Raw genomic sequence first — 23,278 nt, forward strand, 5'->3', positions numbered from 1 at the left:
GTTTCGCTGATTCTAGCTTATTGAAAAATCGAACTAGAAGCAGGTTTCCACCCAGTTTGTTACCTGATGGTCGTCATCGCTGATGGCAATGTGGCGCCACTTATCGAAGGTTAAACACGGGTGTGAGGTTGAGAATGCAATCATGTCGCCCACTTCAATTTCAGAAGAGCCGTCCGTTTCAACAAAGGTATGCTGATCCATCACGGCGGTCGCAGTCAGCCCTTTCACAGAGATAGCTTCGCCATTGCGATAGCCGCGTTCGGCAATAGGTAACCCCGCATCAAAGGCCACATCACGCTTGCCTAGCCCAACAACTAGTTTGGTCGGTTCTGGGCGAGAGATTACATACGCCCATACCTCAAGTGCCGATTCCAGATCTCCACCCAATTCGCACGCGTAACCTTGGTTTACTTGGGCACGCTGCAACACCTTGCTTTGAGCGTCTAGGTAGATACCTGTGTCGTGAATCGCGTAACAGCCCGGGCGGATGATCGCCAAGTAATCGGTTAGGTTCGCTAAACATTCTGCAACCACGTCATACCAAGCCGAACCTGCACCAGTGATGATAGGTTGCCCTGCAATTAGGCCATCTGATGCGAGGCTTTCGACCGAGGTCAGCGCTTGGTTTAAGAAGGTACGAATGTCTTGCTCGGCATTGTCGCCATGAATCACGCCCTCATACACCTCAATACCCGCTAGCGAAAGTGCAGGCGTATCTTGAATGGTTTGAGCCAGTTCTAAAACTTCTTGAGGTGAACGACAACCACAACGGCCACCCGGAACACCAAACTCGATTAGAGCTTTTAGCGTCTGCTTTTTGTTGGCGAAGTATTGGTTGAGTTGCTGCACGTTTACCGATGAATCCACACAGCAATAGAAATCAACGTCGAACTCACTAATAAGCTGTTCGATGATCGCCATGTTGGTTTTACCTACCAATTGGTTAGCCATGATGATTCTTTTTGCGCCTGCCATTGCTGCAATTTCTGCTTGTGCAGGTGTCGCAACGGTAATTCCCCAAGCGCCATTTTCTAGCTGTTGACGGAAGAAATCAGGCGTCATCGATGTTTTGCCATGTGGCGACAATTTAACCTGATGATGATCGGCGAATGATTGCATCCAATTCAGGTTATTGGTCAACGCTGATTGTTTGATAATTGCTACCGGAAGCGAAATGTCTTCATCAACCAGTCGATAAACACCGTTCTCAGATTGTGATACTGCTCTCCCTTTTTGGCCTTTTTTAGTCAAGATGAAACTATCTTTTTGATACTTTATAACATATTTTTGTGCAGGGTTATGTTTCATTGCTGATTCCTAACATGATTTAAGTGGTTGTTATTTAATGTTTAAATATATCTATAATGTGTTTTGTGATAGAAACTATCACACAAATTAAAATATTATGTGTGTTTTGTCACTGAAAATAATCGGCTGGATTTCTAATATAGCTCCATCAACACAGTGGATTGAGAGAGTGAAAAATGTTGTTCGATACGATAATCAAAAATGTAGAGGTGTTTGACGGCACCGGCGAACAATCGTTTTGTGCCGATGTAGCAATCCTTGATGGAAAAATCGCCGAAATTGGTCAAATCGATCACGAAGATTGTGGCCAGTTGGTTGAGGGAGCAGGCTTAGCATTGGCTCCTGGATTTATCGATGTACATACACATGACGATACCAACGTAATTCGTTACCCAGACTGCCTACCTAAGATCAGCCAAGGTGTGACAACCGTGATTGTTGGCAACTGTGGCATCAGCGCATCGCCAACGGTTTTGGCTGGCGATCCACCTGACCCAATGAATCTTTTAGGTGCGCAGGCTGATTTTAAATACCCAACTTTTGCGGCGTATGCACAAGCGGTAGAGCAAGCGCAACCAGCGGTGAACGTAGCAGCATTAGTTGGCCACACTACACTGCGTAACCAAGTGATGGACGACCTACAACGCACCGCAAGCGAAGAAGAAATTGCAGCAATGCAAAGCAACCTTGATTTGGCGATGGAACAAGGCGCATTAGGTTTGAGCTCGGGCTTGGCTTACGCAAGCGCGAAACAAGCGAATGCCAACGAAGTGATGCAGTTAGCGAAAGTGCTTTCTAGTCACGGCGGCATCTATACCACGCATATGCGTACCGAATTTGAAGAGATCTTAAGCGCGATGGAAGAGGCGTTTGAGACAGGACAATACGCGAAAGTGCCGGTTGTTATCTCTCACCTTAAATGTGCAGGTGCGGGCAATTGGGGCAGAACCGTTGAAGTGCTTGATTTGATGGACAAGGTTTCAGAGCACCAAGATGTGTCTTGCGACTGCTATCCATACTCAGCGAGCTCTTCGACATTAGATCTGAAACAGGTGACAGACGATTTCGACATCTTCATCACTTGGTCTAAAGCAAAGCCTGAACATGCAGGCAAAACGCTTAAGCAGATTGCTGATGAGATGAACCTACCACTGATGGACGCAGCAAAAGCGCTTCAACCAGCCGGTGCGGTTTACCACTGCATGGATGAGAACGACGTAAAGCGCGTATTGAAATACAAGCTGACCATGGTTGGTTCTGATGGTTTACCAAATGACCCGCATCCACATCCAAGATTGTGGGGCACTTTCCCGAAAGTCTTAGGCCACTACTGCCGAGATGAAAAACTGTTTGCGCTGCCAGAAGCGATTCACAAAATGACCGGAATGTCTGCGAAGCGCTACAACCTCGCGGGAAGAGGTGAGATTCGCCAAGACGCATTTGCCGATTTAGTTTTATTTGATCCAAAGAATATTAAAGACACAGCAACATTTGAAAACCCTATTTCAGTTGCTGAGGGAATCGAAAGTGTATTTGTAAATGGTGAGTTAACTTACCAAAAAGGAAAAGTAAAAAATAATCGTTCAGGCGTTTTTATTTACCGTAATTAGAATTTAATTATTTTATTAGATATACAGTAATAAGAAAACGACGAATTAATTTAAATATATTGGAACAGAACCAATATTATCTATAAAGAAGTGGAGTTAAAAAATGACTATTAAACGTTACGGTGTTGAAGGCGGTACAGGTACAGGCGGACAACATTTACCATTTGCACGCGCAACTGAAGCGGGTGGTTTCCTATACGTTTCTGGCCAGACACCGATGACAGATGGTGAAGTGGTAGAGGGTGGCATTGTTGACCAGTCTCGCCTAGCGATCCAAAACTGTGTCGATATCATGACTGAAGCGGGCTACGGCCTAGAAGACGTAATGCACGTAAAGGTTGTGCTAACGGATTCTCGTTACTTCCAATCTTTTAATAAGGTATTCAAAGAGTTCTTCGGTGCTAACCCACCGGCTCGTATCTGCATGGTTTGCGACCTAGTTGTAGACGTGAAGGTTGAAGTAGATGTGACTTGCTACCGCGCGGATCGCGTTTAGTAATAACCTAATCACAATTACCTACTTAGAGAGTATTAGGGGTTAGTCATCCCTGTTATTATCCTTTAATACTCTCACCCTACATTTATAAAAATTACTTTAATTAAAATAGATAAAATCAATAAAGTAATTATATGAAATATAAAAATGAATGAATCATAAATAAAGTTCAAGAATGAACTCAATATTTCACTGAGAGGTGTCAAATGAACAGTACACTTTTTCTTACAGGCTTCGGCGTGTACGTATGTTTTTTAATTTGGTTAGGCTGGTTTGTCTCGCGTAATCAAAAATCTGGCGAAGATTTCTTATTAGGCGGCCGTGGCCTGCCATTATTCTTAGTACTTGGTACAACGGTTGCGACTATGGTCGGCACGGGTTCAAGTATGGGCGCGGTTGGCTTCGGCTACGCAAATGGCTGGGCAGGTGCTCTGTACGGAATTGGCGGTGCTGTCGGCATCCTATTGCTTGCACTTTGGTTTGCTCCGGTTCGTAAACTGAACTTCATGACCATGAGTGAAGAGCTGGCTTATTACGTTGGCGCTAACCGAATCGTAAAAAACGTGGTTGGCCTACTTATCTTTATCGCGTCAATCGGTTGGTTAGGTGCGCACATTCTAGGTGGCGGCATGTACCTAGCGTGGATTGCAGACATCGACCTTAACCTTGCGAAAATTATTATTGCTGCAGCTTTCACTATCTACGTTGTTATCGGTGGTTACACAGCAGTTGTATGGACCGATACGATTCAAGCAATCATCCTTTTTGCTGGCTTCATCCTAATGGCGGTAATGTCTGTTGATCACATTGGTGGCATGGACAACCTTTACGCTGCGATGGACCCTGCTGCTACAAGCTTTTTAGCAATCGATAAACTGGGCATTCTGCCTGCTGTTTCTCTGGCTGTGGTTATCGGTGTGGGCGTACTTGCAACACCTTCATTCCGTCAGCGTATCTACTCTGGTAAAGATGTTTCAACTATCCGTCGCTCATTTGTCGCTTCTGGTGTGTTGTACCTTTTCTTCTCTATTATTCCAGCAATCATTGGTATGGCTGCGCACGCAATCGACCCATCATTGGATAACCCGAACTACTCGTTCCCATACGTAGCTGCAACGGTTCTTCCAGTTGGCGTAGGCATGATTGTTCTTATCGCAGGTCTATCTGCAACCATGTCGAGTGCAAGCTCAGATGCGATTGCCGGTGTATCTATCCTACTGCGTGACGTGTACGTGATGTTCACAGGCCGCGTACCAAACAAAGAATCAATGTTGAACTACTCTCGTCTAGCTTTGGTTGTGGTGATTGGCTTCGCACTACTGTTCGCACTGACGTCAAACGACATCATTGGCTACATCACTAAGATGATTTCAACGGTTATGTCGGGCATGTTTGTGTGCGGTATGTTGGGTAAATTCTGGAAACGCTACAACTGGCAAGGTGCGCTTGCAACACTAGCGGGTGCTTCTGTAGCTTCATTCGTAGTAATGTTAAACGCTGACTACACAGCCTTCTGGGGCAACCCTGTGATTCCTTCATGTCTATTTGCTCTAACGGCTGGTGTGGTTGTGAGCCTAGTGACTCCGGCTAACCAAGTAACACCTGAAATGGCAAAAGCGATTCTTGATGACGAGCGCGCTCTGATGGAAATGGAATTGTCAGACTCAGGTGTGCTTGAAGAAGAAGCGTCTTCTCAACGTCCTGCTAATCAAACAAGCTAATCTAAAACGCTCCACAGCTAGTTAGTACAACAAATTCAGTACAACAAGCTGTGGAGTGGTTTAGCTAGCTCAGGCTCTGCTTCTCGGTAGAACCTTCTTCCCCATTTATCTCTCTATTTTAGGATCTGCTATGCCTGCATCTTCTAACTTCAATATTGCTTTTTTTGGCGAGTGCATGGTCGAAATCAGCGGCTCTCCATTAACCAAAAAATTCGGCGGTGACACGCTCAATACCGCGCTTTACCTTTCTCGCTTAACCCAACATCAAAACCTCTCTGTTCACTACGCGACTGGACTTGGTTGCGATGAACTGTCTCAAAATATGATTGATAGCTGGCAGTTAGAAGGTATTCAAACCAATTTCGTCGAACGCATCGCCAGCAAGCTTCCTGGACTCTACATGGTCGAAACCGATGAAACGGGTGAGCGACATTTTCACTACTGGCGCAACGATGCGGCAGTAAAATCTTACTTTCAAATTGATAACTTAAACAAGCAAACCGACAACCTGAATAAGCTTGAAATCGCCCTGACAGAGAAACAAGTCGATGCGGTTTACATCAGCGGTATCAGTATCGCGATCTTGGATGATGCCTCTCGCGAGCGTTTATTCAAAGCCATTGGCGTGTTCTCAAACCAAGGCGGCAAGGTGATTTTTGATAACAACTATCGCCCGCAACTTTGGAGCACCGAGCAAGCTCGACGTTGGTATGCCAAGTTACTGCCGTTGGTGGACATCGCCCTGATTACCGAAGACGACGACCTGCTGGTTTGGGGTAACTCAGAGAGCGTTCAACAACGCTGCCTCCGTTTGGGTTGCCAAGAGATCGTCATCAAACGTGGCTGCGAGCCATGCAAGATTGTTCAAGTTGAACAGGGCAACATTATTGAGAATTATGTCTCAGCGACTCCTGTTTCTAACGTGGTCGACACCTGTGCTGCGGGCGATTCATTCGCTGCGGGCTATTTAGCTGCGCGTCTTACTGGCGAGAGCGCCACCGATGCAGCCGAACTTGGCCACCAACTGGCTTCCATCGTTATTCAATACTCTGGCGCGATTATCCCCGTGAGCGCTATGAGCCAACTGATTAAAAAATAAAATAAAAAGCGGAATTATTATGTCTCAAGAAATGATCAACAAACTTAAGCAATTCAAAGTTATCCCTGTTATCCAAATCAACAAGGTTGAACACGCGATTCCACTGGCAAAGGTGTTGGTAGAAAACGGCCTACCAGTTGCTGAAGTAACATTCCGTACTGAAGCGGCAGCAGACGCGATTCGTGCGATGCGCGATGCGTATCCAGAGATGTGTATCGGTGCCGGCACAGTATTAACACCAGCGCAGATTGACCTAGCGAAAGAGTCGGGCAGCGAATTCATCGTGGCTCCGGGCCTGAATCCAAACACCGTAAAACGCTGCCAAGAGATCGGCATGCCAATCGTTCCGGGCGTAAATAACCCAAGCCAAGTAGAGCAAGCGCTAGAGCTTGGCCTTAACTTCTTGAAGTTCTTCCCTGCAGAAGCGTCTGGCGGCATCAACATGGTGAAATCTCTGTTAGCGCCATACGTTGATGTGTCTTTAATGCCAACGGGAGGTATCGGCAAACACAACGTTAATGACTATCTAGCTGTGGATCGCGTGGTGTGTTGTGGTGGTACTTGGATGGTATCTCCGAAGATGATCGAGAACGAACAGTGGGACGAGATCGCGGAGTTAGTTCGAGAAGCGGTCGCTCTTGTGAACTAACGAGAAGCGTTTGGAATAAAGATAAACAACAGCAGTGGCTGAAGGTTCTGTTTTGTGAATCGCCTCCGATAAACAAAACAGAACGTCCGTTATATAGGAAAACTAATAATGAAAAAAACTATATTGTCTCTATTGATTTCAAGTTCAGTAGTGTCCCCAATGGCGTTAGCAATGGCTCCGAATACCGATCTAAATTTAATGCCGTATCCACAAACAGTCGAGCTGCAAGCTGGGCAAGTTAAGGTCGACGGTAACTTCAAGGTTTACATCAAAGGCTTTAACTCTGATCGCGTTGAATACACCGCGAAACGCTTTATCGATCGCCTAGAGCGCCAAACTGGCGTGCCGATTCTAAACTGGCAGGTTGATAGCGCAGACGAAGCGAACCTGATCATTGATATCGACGCGGCGCCAAAGTCTGAAGTACAGAACATCGACTCTGTAGAGTCTTACAAAATTACGACTCAGGGTGAGCAAATCACGCTGAGCGCACCAAGCCCATATGGCGCTATTCACGGCATCGAAACCCTTTTACAGCTCGTTGAAACCACAGCAACTGGCTACCATATTCCTGCCGTAACCATTGTTGATGAGCCCCGCTTTCGTTGGCGTGGAGTCTCTTACGATACCTCGCGTCACTTCATTGAATTTGATGTGTTGATTCGTCAGCTAGATGCGATGGCTTCTGCGAAAATGAACGTGTTCCATTGGCACTTCTGGGACGATCAAGGTATCCGCATTCAAACGGAATCTTGGCCGCGTCTATGGTCAGAAACCACTGATGGTGATTACTACACCAAAGACCAAGTTCGTTACTTAGTTGAGTACGCTCGTAATCTTGGTATTCGTGTTATTCCAGAAGTTTCACTGCCGGGACACTCTTCTGCTGTGGCGCACGCTTACCCACGCTTGATGTCGGGTGGTGAAGGTCAAAGCTACGAACAAGAACGTGGCTGGGGTGTATTTGAGCCATTGATGGACCCACTTAACCCAGAGCTCTATGAAATGCTGGGCGACGTGTTTGATGAAGTGACAGAACTGTTCCCAGACGAGTACTTCCACATTGGTGGCGATGAGCCGAACTATGCGCAATGGAAAAACAGCGAAAAGCACCAACAGTTCATCGAAGAGAACAATATCGATGGCGAGCGCGGCTTACAGTCTTACCTCAACGTAAAAGTTGAAAAGATGCTGGAAGAGCGTGGCAAGAAGATGACGGGTTGGGATGAGATTTGGCATAAAGATCTGCCAACTTCTATCGTGATTCAAAGCTGGCAAGGACACGACAGTATCGGTCGTGCGGCGAAAGAGGGCTACCCAGGTATTCTGTCTACGGGTTACTACCTAGACCAACCTCAGCCAACCAGTTACCACTATCGCAATGATCCAATGCCAAGTGGCATCACGGTTGACGATAAGCTGCACAGTGGTGAGAAGTTTGTGACTTACCAATGGAAAAAGCCTCGCTCTAAAGGCAGCCCACGTAAGGGAACACTGACTATCATTGAAGCAAAAGACGGCACGTTCCGCGCATTCAGTGATTACAACGGTAAGTCTCGTGAAGAGATCTACATCCTTGATTATGTGCCGGGTAAAACCTTTGTCGGCCACTTCGATAACTTCATGTCGTATACCGAATTCAACCTGAACTTGAATCCAAATGGGTTTGCGGAAGGCAGCTATCAGTTAATTGGTAACGTGCGCTGGCCAACCACAGGCGAAGTGATTGCGAGCAGCTATGTAGAAGGCAGCGTGATCCCTGAGCCAAACGGAGGCTACCCCGCGGAGCTAACCGACAAAGAAAAAGAGCTGATTTTAGGCGGCGAGATCACCATGTGGCTAGAAAACAAAGACAGCCTCACGGTCGAAAACTACCTATGGCCTCGCAGTTATGCAATTGCAGAACGTTTCTGGTCGGATGCAGAACTGACAGACGAACGCAGTATGTATAAGCGCATGAAAGCGATGGATACATGGTCGGAAGTATCGGTAGGGCTACGTCATCACGCAGATGCTGATATGCTGTTGAAGCGCATTGCCAAAGGCCAAGATATTCACGACCTGCGCGTGCTAGCGAAATACACCGAGCCGGCTCAATACTATGCTCGCAACTGGGAAAAGTGGAACTCCACTGAACCTAAGGGCACCTTGTACAGCCAATACGAGCGCCTAAATCGCTTCGTGGATGCTTTGCCAGTAGAAAGCTACGCGGTGTATGAGATGCAAGACTTGGTCAATGAAGTGGCGACAGGCAATCAGCAGGCGCTAGAGCAACTTGCAGAGCATTATCAGCAAGCAAAATCAGCTGCACTAGCGGCGGAAACTGTCTTCGCTGGTAACGTGTCTTCGGTAGAGACTGTGGTGGTTGCAGAGAAAACCGTTGAAGTTGCAGATTTAGCATTAACTTTGATTGCTAAAGCGCAAGCTGGCGAGAAGGTAAGAGAAGCTGACGTGAATGCCTACCAAGCGATACTGTTTGATTCAGCGAAAATCTACGATGAATCGATCATCGCGATTGTGCGCCCAACAGAACTGTTGTTGAAGCAGTTAGCTGAGTAAGTCGTTAACGGATTAGTGAATAAGTCACACGCCAATAAGTGAATCAAAACCGCCCTCTGTGGGCGGTTTTTTAGTTCTGTCTTCTTTATGTGGTGCGATTTAATGCTTTTTGTTAGTAACTACTCACTATCTATATTCTTCAGCGTTAATGTGAATGTCATGCCTTGGTCTGGGTTGTTCTTTGCTATCAAGGTGCCTTGCATATCCCGTACATTGTTGGCTGTAATAGCTAACCCGAGCCCCAAACCTTCGCCCATTTTTTTGTTGGTATGAAACGGTTCGAAAATGGTTTCGAGTTGGTCTTCTGATACACCGCAGCCATTGTCTTGCACCTTGATGATCACACGTTGTTGATCGGTATGTGCACTGATAACAATGGTCGCGGGTGTTTGATTCTGAGTAGCATCGATGGCGTTTCTAAGCAGGTTACCAAGCACTTGGCGAAGTCGTGCTTCTTCTCCCATTACCATCGAAATATTGGAAGCGATACGCACACGAATATCGACGCTGTCTAGCTCGGTTTGATGAATACGCAGGGTTTCTTGCAGTGCGTCTGTTAGGGAAACAGGATAAGGTTTCTCAAGCCTTTGAAAGGCGAATGACTTCAGCTGGCTAGTCATGTTAGCCATTCGGTCGATTAGGCTCATCACCAGATCCATGTTCGCTTTCAGCATCTTAGTCTCGCCTCTTTCCATCAGCAACTGGTTACTCGAAAGTAGGGTTTTTAGGCCAGTAAGCGGCTGATTGAGTTCATGAGTAATCGCACTCGACATCCGCCCTAGTGCAGCCAGTTTGCTAGATTCGACAAGTTCTTGCTGCGCATCTTTTAGATCTTGAGTTCGCTCTTCGACCCGCAGTTGTAGCGTTTTATTGGCGTTTTGCACCGCAATTTCGGCTTTCTTACGTTTGCTGATATCGATTACGGTACACAGGTAGTAAGTCGTCGCATGCCAAGGAAAGGCGCTAATAGAGAATAAAACAGGGAAGTAGCTGCCATCGCTGCGTCTTGCCATGGTTTCGACGCTAGTTATCTCGGCCAGCTCTTGATGCTGCTCTAAGTTTTTGAGCAGTTGCAAGGTGGTTGAATTCGGGTTACCTGCCTCAAATAACTGCCACGCCTTGATGTTATTGATCATTGAATCAGATAGTGAAAAGTAGTTCTTCGCCATCAGGTTGATATCGTGAATGCGTCCGTGTTTATCGATCAGTATTAACCCAACATGGGTTTTATTGATCATCCCAGACAGTCGTTTCTCAGACTCTTCGATAAGCTTTTGGATTCTCAGATTGCTGAGCTTTTTCTGGCGTCTTTGGTAAAGAATAACCAACAGTAACAGAATGAAAAGACAGCCAACCGCCACACTCCAGCTGATCCAGTTCGTGGTCTGGTTGAGGCTGGTTAATGGCGTTAGGTAGGTTAAACGCCAATTCAGATCGTCTAACTTGATGGACTGAATTAGGTAATCTTTATCTTGCAATCGCCACACGCGAATATGGGTTTGGTCATACAGCTCACGTTTTGTCGCTGTGGGCTGAGAATTGAAGGTGTCATTGAACCAATCGGCACTCAACCTGTTGTCACTGGAGAGAAAGAACTGATCGCGAGGGTTCTGAAACAGTATCGCCTCACCATCGGCAAACCATTGATCGGTTAACAATGACAAATCGATTTGCACCGCGACAATGCCAACCACATCAGAGGCTCGATATACGGGTGCCGCTATGAAGTAATCGGGTGTCACGCCTTTGTTTTTTGTCACCACTGAAATCGCACCACCTTGTTGGTGGATCTTCGAAACAATTGTACTGGCGTTCTTATTGCTCAGTTTGCTTCTTTCAACACTCGATACCAACAAGTCCCCTTCGCCAGAAAGCAGATACCAGCCCTTGGTGTTGGCGGCTTTATCCAATTGAATCAGCTGCTTCTTAATGCGTTTTTCTAGGCGGGCTTCACCATCAATGAAGCGCACACTGGTTTCATCATTGGTTACTAGGTAGGGCAGATAATAGAAACGCTTAAGGGTTCGCCTTGCTTCGGCAATGTAGCCAAGGAAGCGCTGTTCGGCATAGCGTTGGGCTTGTTCAAGCTTCCACTGGCTGATGCCATTCTTGGTGGTGACCTGCACCAAACCAATCAATAAACAGGTACACAGGAATAACCAATATCGATTGTTATTCATCATTTCTTATCAAATCCCTTTAAAATTAGTGGCTTGCCTCTTTGAGCTAGTGGTTTGACAAGGTTTTATGTTTGCTTTTTAAGCGAATGGAGAGTGAGACAAATCGAAGCTAACAAACATTATTAAACTGTTAAAGGAGTGTTATTCAAAGTGGGAGCTAGCTCCTTTTCGTCTGAGGTTTTTTTACATACCGTGGACGATATTAATCAGATGTAGAGTGGCGGAACCAAACTATGCAGCGTATTGCTTTAATTGAAGATGACGCGATTGTGCGTCAAGCAACCAGCCAATGGTTGCAGCTGGCGGGCTTCGATGTCACCGCATTTGAAGTAGGACAAGATGCGTTAAACGCCGTTGAGCAGGGTGATTTTCAAACCATTATCACCGATGTTCGTTTACCTGATATTGATGGTGTTGATCTGCTAGGGCGTTTCAAAGGTCTTGTGCCAGATGTGCCTGTTATTTTGATTACTGGGCATGGTGATGTCGATATGGCGGTGAAAGCCTTACAGCAAGGTGCCTATGACTTCATTGAGAAGCCATTCGACCCAGAGCGTCTGTCTCAAACGGTATCGGAAGCGGTAGATAAACATCAAAGTGGCCAAGACAGAAACAGTCGTCAGAACTATCTGGATAACCTTAAGGGCATTGAACAGGTGCTGATCGGTCGCAGTAAAGTGATGTGTGAACTGCGCGAGCAAATCCAGAAAGTCGCTTCCATAGACACCAACGTGATCATCTATGGTGAAACGGGTTGTGGTAAAGAGCTGGTCGCCTCTTGCTTACATGAATTCAGCCAACGTAAAACCCATCCGTTTGTTCCGCTCAACTGTGGCGCAATCCCAGAAAATCTCTTTGAAAGCGAGCTGTTTGGACACGAAGCCGGAGCGTTTACTGGTGCGGCCAAACGACGCATTGGTAAGCTGGAATTTGCCGACAAAGGCACAGTGTTCCTTGATGAAATAGAGAGCATGCCGCTGTCGATGCAGGTAAAAGTGCTGCGCACCTTGCAAGATAATGTCGTCGAACGCGTGGGGGGGAATCAGCAACAACATGTTGATCTACGAGTGGTCTCTGCCTCGAAAAGCGATCTACTGAATCACCCCGACTTTCGCCAAGATCTATTCTATCGTTTGAATGTTGCCCAGCTGCATTTGCCTCCACTCAGTGAGCGTGAAGAAGATGCCTTACTTTTGTTTGAACACTTCACCCAAGAAGCCAATTCCGAAACACGTATAGCCAGTGAGGCTGATCGCTATGCACTGCTCTCGTATGCGTGGCCGGGCAATGTGCGTGAACTGCGTAATGTTGCGATTCGTTTTGCATTGGATGAAAGCTTGACCGTTGGGGATATTTTGGCGTGTCGTCCCAATTCTGTCACAGAGTCCACAACGGCGGGCATCCCTTTGGCGGTTCAAGTACAGAGCTTTGAAAGGAAAGTGATTCATGATGCCTTAGTTCGTTATAAAGGGCGTATCAATGACGTGATGCAAGATTTGGATTTACCTCGTCGAACATTGAACCAAAAGATGGTGCGTTATGGGTTAAATCGAAGTGACTATGTTGACCCTTAGAGAGCGGCTTCATCGCAGTGCTTGTTGATTTTTAATGAGCAATAAATGGCTCATTGCATATTTATCAATTTACATACATTGATCACACAACTGCAACATGGTGTGACTTGCTTCCCGATCTACAGGTGTTAATTCCGGTAGCCGATAAGCAAAAAATGGCTTACTTAATAACAGGGGAATAAGCAAAAAACGGCTTATTTTGAATAGGTTTTAAAATAAAAGTAAATTAAAACAAATAGTTAAAAACTGGCATTACGCTTGCTATCTATTGTTGTTAACAAAAATATAACGTGAATAACTCTACATGGAGAGTAACAATGAAATACAACAAGCTGGTTAAAACTTTAGCGCTAGCAATGGCTTCTCTTGGCCTTATCAGTAATGCGTCAGCTGAAGAAGATCGCAGCTATATTTTAGCGACGGCTTCAACGGGTGGTACCTATTATCCAGTGGGTGTGGCCTTAGCGACATTGAGTAAAGTTAAGCTTGCGCCTAAGCAGCATTTTTCTTTAGCGGCTATCAGCTCTGCGGGCTCGGGTGAGAACGTAAAGTTGTTGAACGAGAACGAAGCTCAGTTCGCTATTCTACAAGGTTTGTATGGTGCTTGGGCTTGGCAGGGTTTAGGGCCATATGAGAAATCTGGCAGACAAACTCAACTGCGTTCAGTTTCCATGTTATGGCAAAACGTAGAACACTTTATTGTGCGTTCAGATCTAGCAAAAACAGGTACGGTAAGCGATCTAGAGAACCTAAACGGTAAGAAATTCTCTATCGGTAAGAAGAACTCTGGGACTGAAAACTCAGGTCGTCAAATCATGCAAGGCTTATCCGTGGACCCAGAACAATTTAAACTCGCCTTTATGGGTTATGGTGGCAGTGCGAGCGCATTACAAAATGGCACAATTGATGGTATGAACACGCCTGCTGGTGTTCCTGTTGGTGCGGTGACGCAAGCCTTTGCAGCACTGGGTGAAGATATTCAAATCTTGTCGTTTACCGATGCACAAATCAAACAAGCGAATGGTGATTACAATATTTGGACCAAGTATGAGATCCCAGCAAACACTTATCCAGGTGTCGATAAACCAATTACTACGATTGCCCAACCTAACTTCCTAGCGGTTCGTGAAGACATTTCTGAAGAAGATGTGTATCAACTGACCAAAGCTATCTATGAAAACCTACCTTTCCTACAAGGTATCCACAAAGCAACCAAAGCAATGGCACTTGAGAAAGGGATCGCAGGCCTTCCTGTTCCGCTTCACCCAGGTGCTGCTCGTTACTATAAAGAAGTGGGTATAGAAATCCCTTCTGAGTTGATCGTTAACTAGCTTATCTTTTGTCAGGTAACTATTGGTTCGTGAGCTAATGATTTGTCGCGAACTAGCTGTTTGTCATCAACTAACCCCTTCGTGACTTAATTGCTTGGTGCACGTTCGCTCAAGAATGTGTTCGTGCACCTCCTCACTTTATGGATTTTCTCTTCGTGTTTGCTGCGGAGAGCAGGAGTTTTCTATGAGCGATTCGCTGCAGCAGGAACTGAAAAAATTCGAATTGCCTACCCGAACAGATTTCCCTTGGGTAGGCAAAGCAATAACGACAATGGGAGTGATACTCTCCCTCCTACATATTTGGTTTAATACCTTATCTACCTTGCCAGAGCTTTGGATTTCGGCGACGCATTTCGCTGGTTTCGCAATCATTTGCGCGCTTTGGTATCCCGCTCATATCTCACTGAAAAAGAGCAAGATAGCTCTGGCGGTCGATATCGGAATTGCCTTGGCGGCTCTGGCTTGTCTTATCTACATCCCCTTTGCAGAAGATGCGTTGTATGACCGAGGCGTAAAATTTATCGCCAGTGATTGGTTTTTCTCTATCTTGGCGATTGCCATCGTCATTGAGCTGATTAGACGCACTATGGGCTGGTTCATTCCAGTGCTTATCTTAGTGTGTTTAAGTTATGTAGTGCTTTGGGGACAATGGACCAGCGGTATTTTTCATTTTCCGGGTTTAAGCCTTGAGACGTTACTTTATCGAAGCTTTTATTCATCAGAAGGGATGTTTGGTTCGATCTCAAGAATCAGTTGGACCTTCGTGTTCATGTTCATCCTGTTTGGCGCATTCTTAGTGCGTTCGGGTGTCGGTGATTACATCATTGATGTGTCTCGCGCAGCGGCAGGCAAAGTGATTGGTGGCCCCGGCTTCATCGCCGTGATTGGCTCCGGCTTGATGGGCTCAGTCTCCGGGTCGAGCGTAGCAAACACAGTATCGACGGGCGTGATCAGTATTCCCTTGATGCAAAAGGCAGGTTTCCCTTCGCGCTTCGCGGCAGGTGTTGAAGCGGCTGCATCTACTGGCGGGCAGCTGATGCCACCTGTGATGGGTGCGGGCGCGTTCATCATGGCCTCTTACACGCAAATTCCTTATGTCGATATTATTGCGGTTTCCTTCGTTCCTGCGCTTATCTACTTTTTGTCTGTGGCATTCTTCGTGCGCATCGAAGCAAAACGCAGTGGTGTGCAAAAGGTGACTTCTGGCTGTGAGCCTCTATTGAAAGTATTGCTGTCGGGTTGGCACAACCTGATCCCATTAGCGGTGTTAGTGACTCTGTTGGTGAAGGGCTTTACGCCGACTTACGCTGCGGGCATCTCGATTCTGTCTGTCGTGGTGGCTTCATGGTTCTCTAAAAATCACAAAATGGGTCCAAAGGCGATCATCGAAGCGCTTTCTCAAGGCGCAAAAAACATGGCGACCACGGCTGTGTTGCTAGTGGGCATTGGTCTGGTGATCAACGTGATCAGCACGACTGGTATTGGTAACACCTTCTCGTTGATGATCAACAGCTGGGCGAACGGCGATTTGTTGGTGATGATCGCCTTAATTGCACTGGCGTCTTTGATTCTGGGCATGGGGTTACCAGTAACCGCGGCTTATATCGTGTTGGGTACTCTGTCTGCACCAGCTTTGTATAAACTGATTGCTGAAAGTCAGTTGCTCGACCTGTTGGTTTCGGGACAGTTACCGGAACAGGCGAAAGCTATCTTCATGTTGGCTGCGCCAGATAAGCTTGATTTGCTGAACGCGCCAATGGCACTTGAAACAGCCAAAGAGATGATTGCGTTAGTCCCTGCTGATTTTGTGGAAACTCTGCTTGAACAGAGCCTTGGCTTAGAAGCGATCAGCCTTGCACTGCTTTCTGCCCACTTGATCATTTTCTGGCTATCGCAAGACAGCAACGTGACTCCGCCTGTTTGTTTAACTGCATTTGCGGCTGCAACCATTGCTAAAACACCCCCGATGAGAACGGGATTAATGGCATGGAAGATAGCCAAAGGCTTGTATTTAGTACCATTGTTGATTGCCTACACTAACTTGGTAAGTTGGGATGTGATCTCCGTGTTAGTCACGGGTGGCTTTGCTGTTATTGGTACTTACGCGTTTATCGCGGCGATTGAAGGTTATCTAGAGAGCGAAGTTAATATTATTACTCGAGTAGTGTTGGTTGCGGTAGGTATAGCTCTAGTATGGCCTGATGTTTCAGTCGTGATCCGTTTGGTATGTGTTGCCATTTTTGTTGGCATCTTTATCTACAGCGGTCGTAAATACGATGCTAATCAAGTGAAAATGGAATCAGAAAGTGAGGAAAAAAAGTTACCTCAAACCGGGTCTAACACTGTCGCGTCTTCCCTATAATTAAAAGGATTGAATGTAGGAATATTATGAACTCAATATACGACTATATTATCGTTGGTGGCGGCATTGTTGGCGTGTCGACGGCTTGGCAATTACAGCAAGCTCACCCTGATAAAAGTATCCTTTTAGTCGAGAAGGAACGTGGTTTCGCGCAGCACCAAACTGGCCATAATAGCGGGGTGATTCATGCTGGTGTTTACTACGCTCCGGGCAGTTTAAAGGCGGATTTTTGTAAACGCGGCGTAGAGCGCACCATCGCCTTTTGTAGCCAACACGATATCCCCGTCGAAAACTGCGGTAAGTTGTTGGTCGCGACCAATGAGCAAGAAGTGGAGCGAATGAATACGCTCTATCAGCGTTGCCACGATAACGATATTGATGTTGATTTGTTGGATCAAGCTCAGCTCAAACTTGCCGAGCCAAATATCACGGGTTTGGGTGCGATTTATGTCAAAACCACCAGTATCGTCGACTACAAAAAAGTCACCGAAGTGATGGCTCAAGAGTTTGTTGAGGCGGGTGGTAAGCTTAGCCTTGGTACGGAAGTGATCATGGCCGATGAGCAAGAAGATGAAGTGCAGTTAACGTGCAAAGTAGATGGTCAGACTCTTCAACTGAACAGTCGATTCTTGATCACGTGTTCTGGCTTGATGGCCGATAGAATGACCAAGATGTTAGACATCGAAACCGACTTCCAAATCGTGCCTTATCGCGGTGAGTATTATCAGTTAGACGCTAAGCACAACCAAGTGGTGAATCATCTTATCTATCCGATCCCTGACCCAGAACTGCCTTTCTTGGGCGTGCATTTAACACGCATGATTGATGGCTCCGTAACAGTAGGGCCAAATGCAGTTCAAGGCTGGAAGCGAGAAGGTTATGGCAAGCTTAACTTTAGCTTCAAGGACACTTGGCAGATGCTGAGCTTTGTGGGTTTTTGGAAAGTGACTGCGAATCACTTGAAAACGGGTTTGGTCGAGTTTAAGAACTCGTGGTGGAAACCGGGATATCTAAAGCTAGTGAACAAATACTGCCCGAGTATTACGGTTGATGATTTTAAGCCTTATCCTGCTGGGATTCGTGCTCAAGCGGTACTGAAGGATGGCACCTTGGTCCATGATTTCCTGTTTGCCGAAAGCCCAAGAAGCTTACATGTATGTAACGCGCCATCACCGGCAGCGACTTCGGCGATGCCGATTGGTGAGTATATTTGTACTAAGGTGATGAAAAAGACGACTAGATGAAAACTGAAGATCATTGATCGAACTTTTCTCCAAAGAGAATAAAAAATCCGCGAGCTCAATTCTATTAAGGGATCGAACTCGCGGGTTTTTAGTTTTCGCCATGTTTGTTCGGATTAACGTTAGTTAGTCAGTCAATTAACCTTACAGCCAATCAGGAACGAAATTAGCAACGATAGATACGTCGCTGAAGTTGCGATAGCCACGCACCATGATGTTGAACTCACCCGCAGGCATATCTAACACACACTGTTCGTTGCTGCTGTTCTGGTATGGGCGACAGTCGTAGCTTGCTTTCGATACGGTGCCGTTGTGTTTCACATATAAGTCGGCATCGCCACTTCGAGGGCCGGTTAATGTTACCGTTAACTGACCTGCACTTTGAGTCGTAAATGTGAAGAACTGCTCTTCACCATATCCTGCAGTAAGTCCTTTAACAGGCACGCCATTTTGCAGCTCTTTAGGGCCTGCAACGGGTGAATCAAGGCTGGTTTCGACAAGGTAAGCAATGGCTAGTTTGGCGAACTTGGTCGCGTGTGTCGCCGTAGGATCGGAGTTCTCAAGCGTGTCGTGCTCAGTGTGAATACTTGGGTTGTAATCATTGAACATGCTTTCGAATGGCATGGCAGCTGGGTAGCCAACATTGTGCCAAGAGGCGTGGTCAGAACAGGCATAGCCACAATCATCGAAACCGTAACTGATGTCGCTCGCGTAAGTGTCGATCAGCTCGCTTAAATAGGCGGTGAGGTTGCTGTCGGTGTAGTCTGTGATGAAGGTGATATCGTGCGCTGAACCGTTGTAGTTGGTCATGTCTAATTGCAATACCGATACAACGTTGGCTTGCTCATCTCTTAAAGCGTTGGCGACATCTTGTGAGCCACGTAGCCCTACTTCTTCAGCAGCATAACCATAGAACTTAATGGTTTTGTCTGGTTGAATACCACTGGCGATCATCAGGCGAAGCGACTCTGTTACCGTTGCAATGCCTGACGCATCATCATCGGCTCCCGGTGAGATGGTGCCTTCGCTTGTCCAAGATCCAACGGTCGAATCAAGGTGTCCACCAACCACGACGATCTCTTCAGGATATTTAGCGCCAAGCAGTGTCACTTCAACGGATTTCTGTGGGTATTCGGCATGCGTGATCTGGCGTGCAGACGCATACGGCACATCTTTAATTTCCGTCTCCCAACGTTCTAAAAGCCAATCTGAAGCAGCGACACCAGTAGAAGTAGTATAAAAACGGTTGGTGAAGTTGGTTAGATTTTCGATGGTCGTGACCATGTTGTTCGGCTCGACCTGAGCGAGTAGGTCGTTCACCGTATCTTGATGGCTGATAACTGGCTTTTCGAAGTTGCTCATGGTCAGTGGCATAGCTGCCGCTTTGAGTGCGCTTGCTTTGTCTTCGTGCACCATGTAGCCACCACAACGGTGGGTTTCTTCGTGCATGTGGCTAGATAGTTTCGCCAGCTCTTTCTGGTTGATTTTCGCGACGATGGAATGCTTGTTTCCGGTCACGCTTGGATAAACCGTTGCGCCATGTTGAGTCATAATATGTTGTGCGTCCGCATCGGTGGTGATCCAAACTTCTTCGTTCGCTGGTGGTGTGATGCCTAGGGATGCGTAAGCCGAAGTACTGTTGATTAAGGCTAAAGAACCTCCGAGTACAGCCAAAGCTAGCATGCTTTTTTGAATAGCCATTTGTCGTCCTTTTTATGGTGAGTATTGTTATGTTGATGGGGGTGATTTTTGTGTAATACGTGGATGTTTTTGTGTAGATGTTTCATTTTCTGAACAGTTAACCGCGAAAAGGGCCCCTTTCGGAGCCCTGAATTTACTATCGATTATTGTGTTTTAATGAAACGGTAATGCTTGGTTTCTGAACAGATATCGCTTGAGGTACACACTTGGTACTCCACATCTACTGTTCCGTTATGACGGAACTTGTCGACGTATGAGTTGAAGTCTGTAGCGCCAACATTCTTGCCATTGCGCTTAATCACGAAGTAGTCGTTGGTGTCGTAATCCCATGCCAGCTTAACGCGAGCTTTGCCGTTCGGGTTTTTGTTACCAAACTTCAGTTTTAGCGGGAAGCCTTCTGCTGAGTCACCTTCAATCGTGACCGACTTGCTGGTTGATGTTGCAACGCCTGCATCGTCAGTCACGGTTAGAGTCACCACGTAGTCGCCAGCTTCAGCGTAGGTATAACGAGTCACTTCACCGGTTTGCGTGTTGCCATCGCCTAGGTTCCATTGGTAAGAGACGATCTGGCCATCGCTGTCCGAACTTGTGCTACGCAGCTCTACTTCTTTGCCTACGACCGTGTGTTCGAAAGAAGAAACTGGCGGTACGTTAGCATTGCCTGATTCGTACGATGCTTTCAGATTTGCACCTGCGTAATCTGAGTAACCCAGAATGTTCACCGTGTAGCGACCAGCTGTTGGGTTTTCAATTACACATACTTCATCGGTTACGCTTTCACTCTTACAGATATTCTCTTGAGAGCTTGGCGCATAATCTAGACCAACATACATATCCGGATCACCAGTAGACACAGCAAGATCAATCGTTAGCTTGTCTTGGCCTTCTGGTACTTCGATATCGAAGTAAGTTTTTGAGCCTGTTTCACCAGCAACTGCGGCTTCAACACCGTTTTCAAGGCGTTGATATTCCGGTTCTGGTGGAAGTGGTGGTTCGCCACACGGTGATACACCCACTAAGTTAAACGCAGAAACAACATCATCGGCACTGTAGCCAAGGTCGGTTGCTGAGTTTTTCACGCCACAGGCGCCCTGCCAAAAGTCACTGTTTTCAGACCAGTAGATCTGGTTGGCTAGCACGAACAGTTCGAACGCTTTTTTGGTGTCCCAACCTTGTGTGGTTGCAAGATGGTAGAACGCCTTGTTGAACACGCCAGAGCTGTAGTGCACGTTTAAGCCATCGTAGTACTCGGATGCGTTGTTGATTGAAGAGCCATCGCGTGATGGATCGTCCATGTAACGCAGCGCACCTTCGCCTTTAAAGATATTGCGTCCGACCATCCAGTCGTTGGTGCCTTTCATATAGTATTCTGCGGCTTCACCGGCCATGTCAGAGAAGGCTTCGTTCATACCGCCCGATTGGTTTGCGTAGATCAAACCTGAGTTTTGCTCAGTGAAACCGTGGCTCACTTCATGGGCTGATACATCTAGGCTAACAAGCGGGTAAAAGAAGCTCTCCCCATCACCAAAGGTCATGGCTCTGCCGTCCCAAAATGCATTCTCGTAGTTTTCACCGTAGTGAACACGCATCATGAGCTTGAAGGAGAGTGGCGCTGTGTCGAACCATTTTTTATACATATCGAACACGATGTTGCCAAAGTAATGGGCATCGTTGAGTGGTGAGAATGCGCCGTTCACGGCTTTATGTTCGTTACGAGGACATTCGTAGCTGTAAGTAGTGTCGCCGTCTGTCGCACCATTTAGGTCAACGGTAACGACATTTTCAGACTCCATCACACACTCTGTGCCATTTTCTACCACATCAAGGTAGTGGTAGTCGGTGCCGTATTCGTACATGCCTGTTTTTTCGTTGCCACCGGGGCCTGTACCGATCTGTGCGTGAGCAATACCTTCCCAACGGTCGATAACTTCGCCGGTGTGCGCGTCTAGCATGGTGAACGGTCGAGTCGGCTGTTCACTGCCTTCTACTAGGTAAGAGACAACGTACACTAGTCGTGTTTTATCTACGCTTTGCTGTCCGATGCCTTGCTTCACAGAGCCTTGATAGATAAATAGCTGATGTTGAACGTTGTCTAGAGATTTGCTGGTTAAGCCTTGAGTCTTTAGATCTTTACTTGCGAGTTCAACCGCTTGAGCGCTGTTGATTGATGGCTTAACAAAAGATCGCTCTAAGGTCGTTGTTTTAAGGTAGCGACCTTGAACGGACTTAAGTGCGCCACCTTGGACACTTTGGGTGGCATTTAGGTAATGTCCCCATACCGGTGTTCCCCAGATGTTCTGCTGGATCTTAACTTTATAGATACCACGCTTTTTCAGGTTTACTTCTTTCACCATCTTGAAGCTAGAGGCGTTACTGACTCCTAACTGAGCGTTTAACCCAGAGAAGCTAGTAAAGTTGATCGGTTGATCGATTTGAACGGATTCACTTGCATGCACTGACAAAGACATAGCACTGGCTATAGCAACGGCAACTAAACGTTTTCTTATTTTCATTGTTGTTTTCTCTTTCCATGTAAAATCCAAAAAAACGTAACAAATTAATCACAGCGAATTTACATCATTCGATCTGATTAATTAGTAGCATGGCAATGATCTCTTTTATTCATGAAACTTATATTTCTCGTATTTACAGATAGTTATCATTTCTGTTTATTTTTGAACGCACCTATATGTTTATTTATAAAATCGTGACACTTTTATTAAGTGTTTATTTCTCTTGGAAATTAAGATTTTCGAGTAAATTGATCTGTGCCTCAATTAACGGATTCTGGGTTGATAGAAGGATCAACGATTTGAAAGTGTCACTTTAAACAGAAGGCCATTTAGCGAATTTAGGGGCAATTTTGATAAGAAATCGAAGACTTTTCGGCTTATTTTTCGAATTGTTAGTTAAAAGAGGGAAGGGGAATCGGGCACTTGTTTGGCACAGAGCACAAAATCTGCTGGATGAAAAAAGCCAGCGACGGGTCACTGGCTTAGATTAACTTAGTTTGTGCAGGCTACTGAATATAGGTAGGCAACTGCGACACTTAATTATGGTACGTGGCTAACGTCACTATAGCGAATTACTGCTTTTTACCGCCAACTTGAACATATTCAATACCAATAATACGGTTGATAACACCCAAAACAGAGGTCGTATCAGAATTTGTTGATGTAACGGTATCGACGGTTGCGCCTTCAGGAACCAATTCCATTGCACGATCTTGAGTGTTGCCCGGAACTTGGAAGCCTACAATGTTGAAGCTCTCAGCGTGCGCTGTGTAAACTTCTTCATTGTGGTTAATACCTGAACAACCTGCTAGAGAAACAATGCCTAAAACAACTAGGGCGTGTTGATCTTTGCTGTACATTTCGTGTTCAACAATACATCGGTAGCCACATTAACATGAATGCCAGCGATAACATGCTGGCATAATTCCTTTCT

General features: G+C 46.2%; 15 protein-coding genes. 10 read left to right on the forward strand and 5 right to left on the reverse strand.

The window, feature by feature from the left end:
• Positions 1-33 precede the first annotated feature (33 nt).
• Positions 34-1,308, reverse strand: coding sequence for an amino acid deaminase (locus tag F0229_RS09060; RefSeq protein WP_171732684.1), 1,275 nt, complete (start codon positions 1,306-1,308; stop codon positions 34-36).
• Between the two features lie 176 nt (positions 1,309-1,484).
• On the opposite strand from F0229_RS09060, the gene F0229_RS09065 reads away from it, so the two are divergent.
• From F0229_RS09065 to F0229_RS09090, 6 genes are all read left to right on the forward strand, one after another.
• Positions 1,485-2,918: an amidohydrolase family protein gene (locus F0229_RS09065; RefSeq protein WP_017065165.1), complete on the forward strand. Its 1,434-nt coding sequence runs from the start codon at positions 1,485-1,487 to the stop codon at positions 2,916-2,918.
• 103 nt (positions 2,919-3,021) lie between these two features.
• A complete protein-coding gene (locus tag F0229_RS09070) occupies positions 3,022-3,414 on the forward strand; it encodes a RidA family protein (protein WP_017065166.1) in 393 nt (130 codons plus the stop codon).
• 206 nt (positions 3,415-3,620) lie between these two features.
• On the forward strand, positions 3,621-5,135 hold the full coding sequence (locus F0229_RS09075) for a sodium:solute symporter family protein (RefSeq protein ID WP_171732685.1): 1,515 nt from the start codon (positions 3,621-3,623) through the stop codon (positions 5,133-5,135).
• A gap of 130 nt (positions 5,136-5,265) precedes the next feature.
• Complete coding sequence (locus F0229_RS09080) at positions 5,266-6,234, forward strand: sugar kinase (RefSeq protein WP_171732686.1); 969 nt, start codon at positions 5,266-5,268, stop codon at positions 6,232-6,234.
• Between the two features lie 19 nt (positions 6,235-6,253).
• The gene (locus F0229_RS09085; protein ID WP_017082873.1) at positions 6,254-6,883 is read left to right on the forward strand and encodes a bifunctional 4-hydroxy-2-oxoglutarate aldolase/2-dehydro-3-deoxy-phosphogluconate aldolase; all 630 of its coding nucleotides are present in this window, start codon (positions 6,254-6,256) and stop codon (positions 6,881-6,883) included.
• A gap of 108 nt (positions 6,884-6,991) precedes the next feature.
• Positions 6,992-9,442 (forward strand): family 20 glycosylhydrolase, encoded by a 2,451-nt coding sequence (locus F0229_RS09090; protein WP_171732687.1) that lies wholly within the window; start codon positions 6,992-6,994, stop codon positions 9,440-9,442.
• 119 nt (positions 9,443-9,561) lie between these two features.
• Here F0229_RS09090 and F0229_RS09095 read toward each other — a convergent pair whose 3' ends face one another.
• Positions 9,562-11,625 (reverse strand): ATP-binding protein, encoded by a 2,064-nt coding sequence (locus F0229_RS09095; RefSeq protein ID WP_136975820.1) that lies wholly within the window; start codon positions 11,623-11,625, stop codon positions 9,562-9,564.
• Between the two features lie 230 nt (positions 11,626-11,855).
• Between F0229_RS09095 and F0229_RS09100 the strand changes: the two genes are divergently transcribed.
• From F0229_RS09100 to lhgO, 4 genes are all read left to right on the forward strand, one after another.
• Positions 11,856-13,196, forward strand: a complete 1,341-nt coding sequence (locus F0229_RS09100) for a sigma-54 dependent transcriptional regulator (RefSeq protein ID WP_102321268.1) — start codon at positions 11,856-11,858, stop codon at positions 13,194-13,196.
• 317 nt (positions 13,197-13,513) lie between these two features.
• Complete coding sequence (locus F0229_RS09105) at positions 13,514-14,527, forward strand: TAXI family TRAP transporter solute-binding subunit (protein ID WP_171732688.1); 1,014 nt, start codon at positions 13,514-13,516, stop codon at positions 14,525-14,527.
• Between the two features lie 184 nt (positions 14,528-14,711).
• The gene (locus tag F0229_RS09110; protein WP_171732689.1) at positions 14,712-16,889 is read left to right on the forward strand and encodes a TRAP transporter permease; all 2,178 of its coding nucleotides are present in this window, start codon (positions 14,712-14,714) and stop codon (positions 16,887-16,889) included.
• Between the two features lie 26 nt (positions 16,890-16,915).
• Positions 16,916-18,133 (forward strand): L-2-hydroxyglutarate oxidase, encoded by a 1,218-nt coding sequence (lhgO, locus tag F0229_RS09115; RefSeq protein WP_171732690.1) that lies wholly within the window; start codon positions 16,916-16,918, stop codon positions 18,131-18,133.
• A 141-nt stretch (positions 18,134-18,274) separates the two neighbouring features.
• Here lhgO and F0229_RS09120 read toward each other — a convergent pair whose 3' ends face one another.
• The 3 genes from F0229_RS09120 to F0229_RS09130 all read right to left on the reverse strand — a co-directional run bounded on the left by F0229_RS09120 (position 18,275) and on the right by F0229_RS09130 (position 23,204).
• On the reverse strand, positions 18,275-19,831 hold the full coding sequence (locus F0229_RS09120; RefSeq protein WP_171732691.1) for a M28 family metallopeptidase: 1,557 nt from the start codon (positions 19,829-19,831) through the stop codon (positions 18,275-18,277).
• A gap of 143 nt (positions 19,832-19,974) precedes the next feature.
• Positions 19,975-22,344 (reverse strand): M4 family metallopeptidase, encoded by a 2,370-nt coding sequence (locus tag F0229_RS09125; protein WP_171732692.1) that lies wholly within the window; start codon positions 22,342-22,344, stop codon positions 19,975-19,977.
• A 572-nt stretch (positions 22,345-22,916) separates the two neighbouring features.
• Positions 22,917-23,204, reverse strand: coding sequence for a hypothetical protein (locus tag F0229_RS09130; protein ID WP_171732693.1), 288 nt, complete (start codon positions 23,202-23,204; stop codon positions 22,917-22,919).
• Positions 23,205-23,278 lie beyond the last annotated feature (74 nt).

It is taken from the genome of Vibrio sp. AIC-3 (genome assembly GCF_013114515.1).
Lineage (GTDB): Bacteria > Pseudomonadota > Gammaproteobacteria > Enterobacterales > Vibrionaceae > Vibrio > Vibrio crassostreae_C.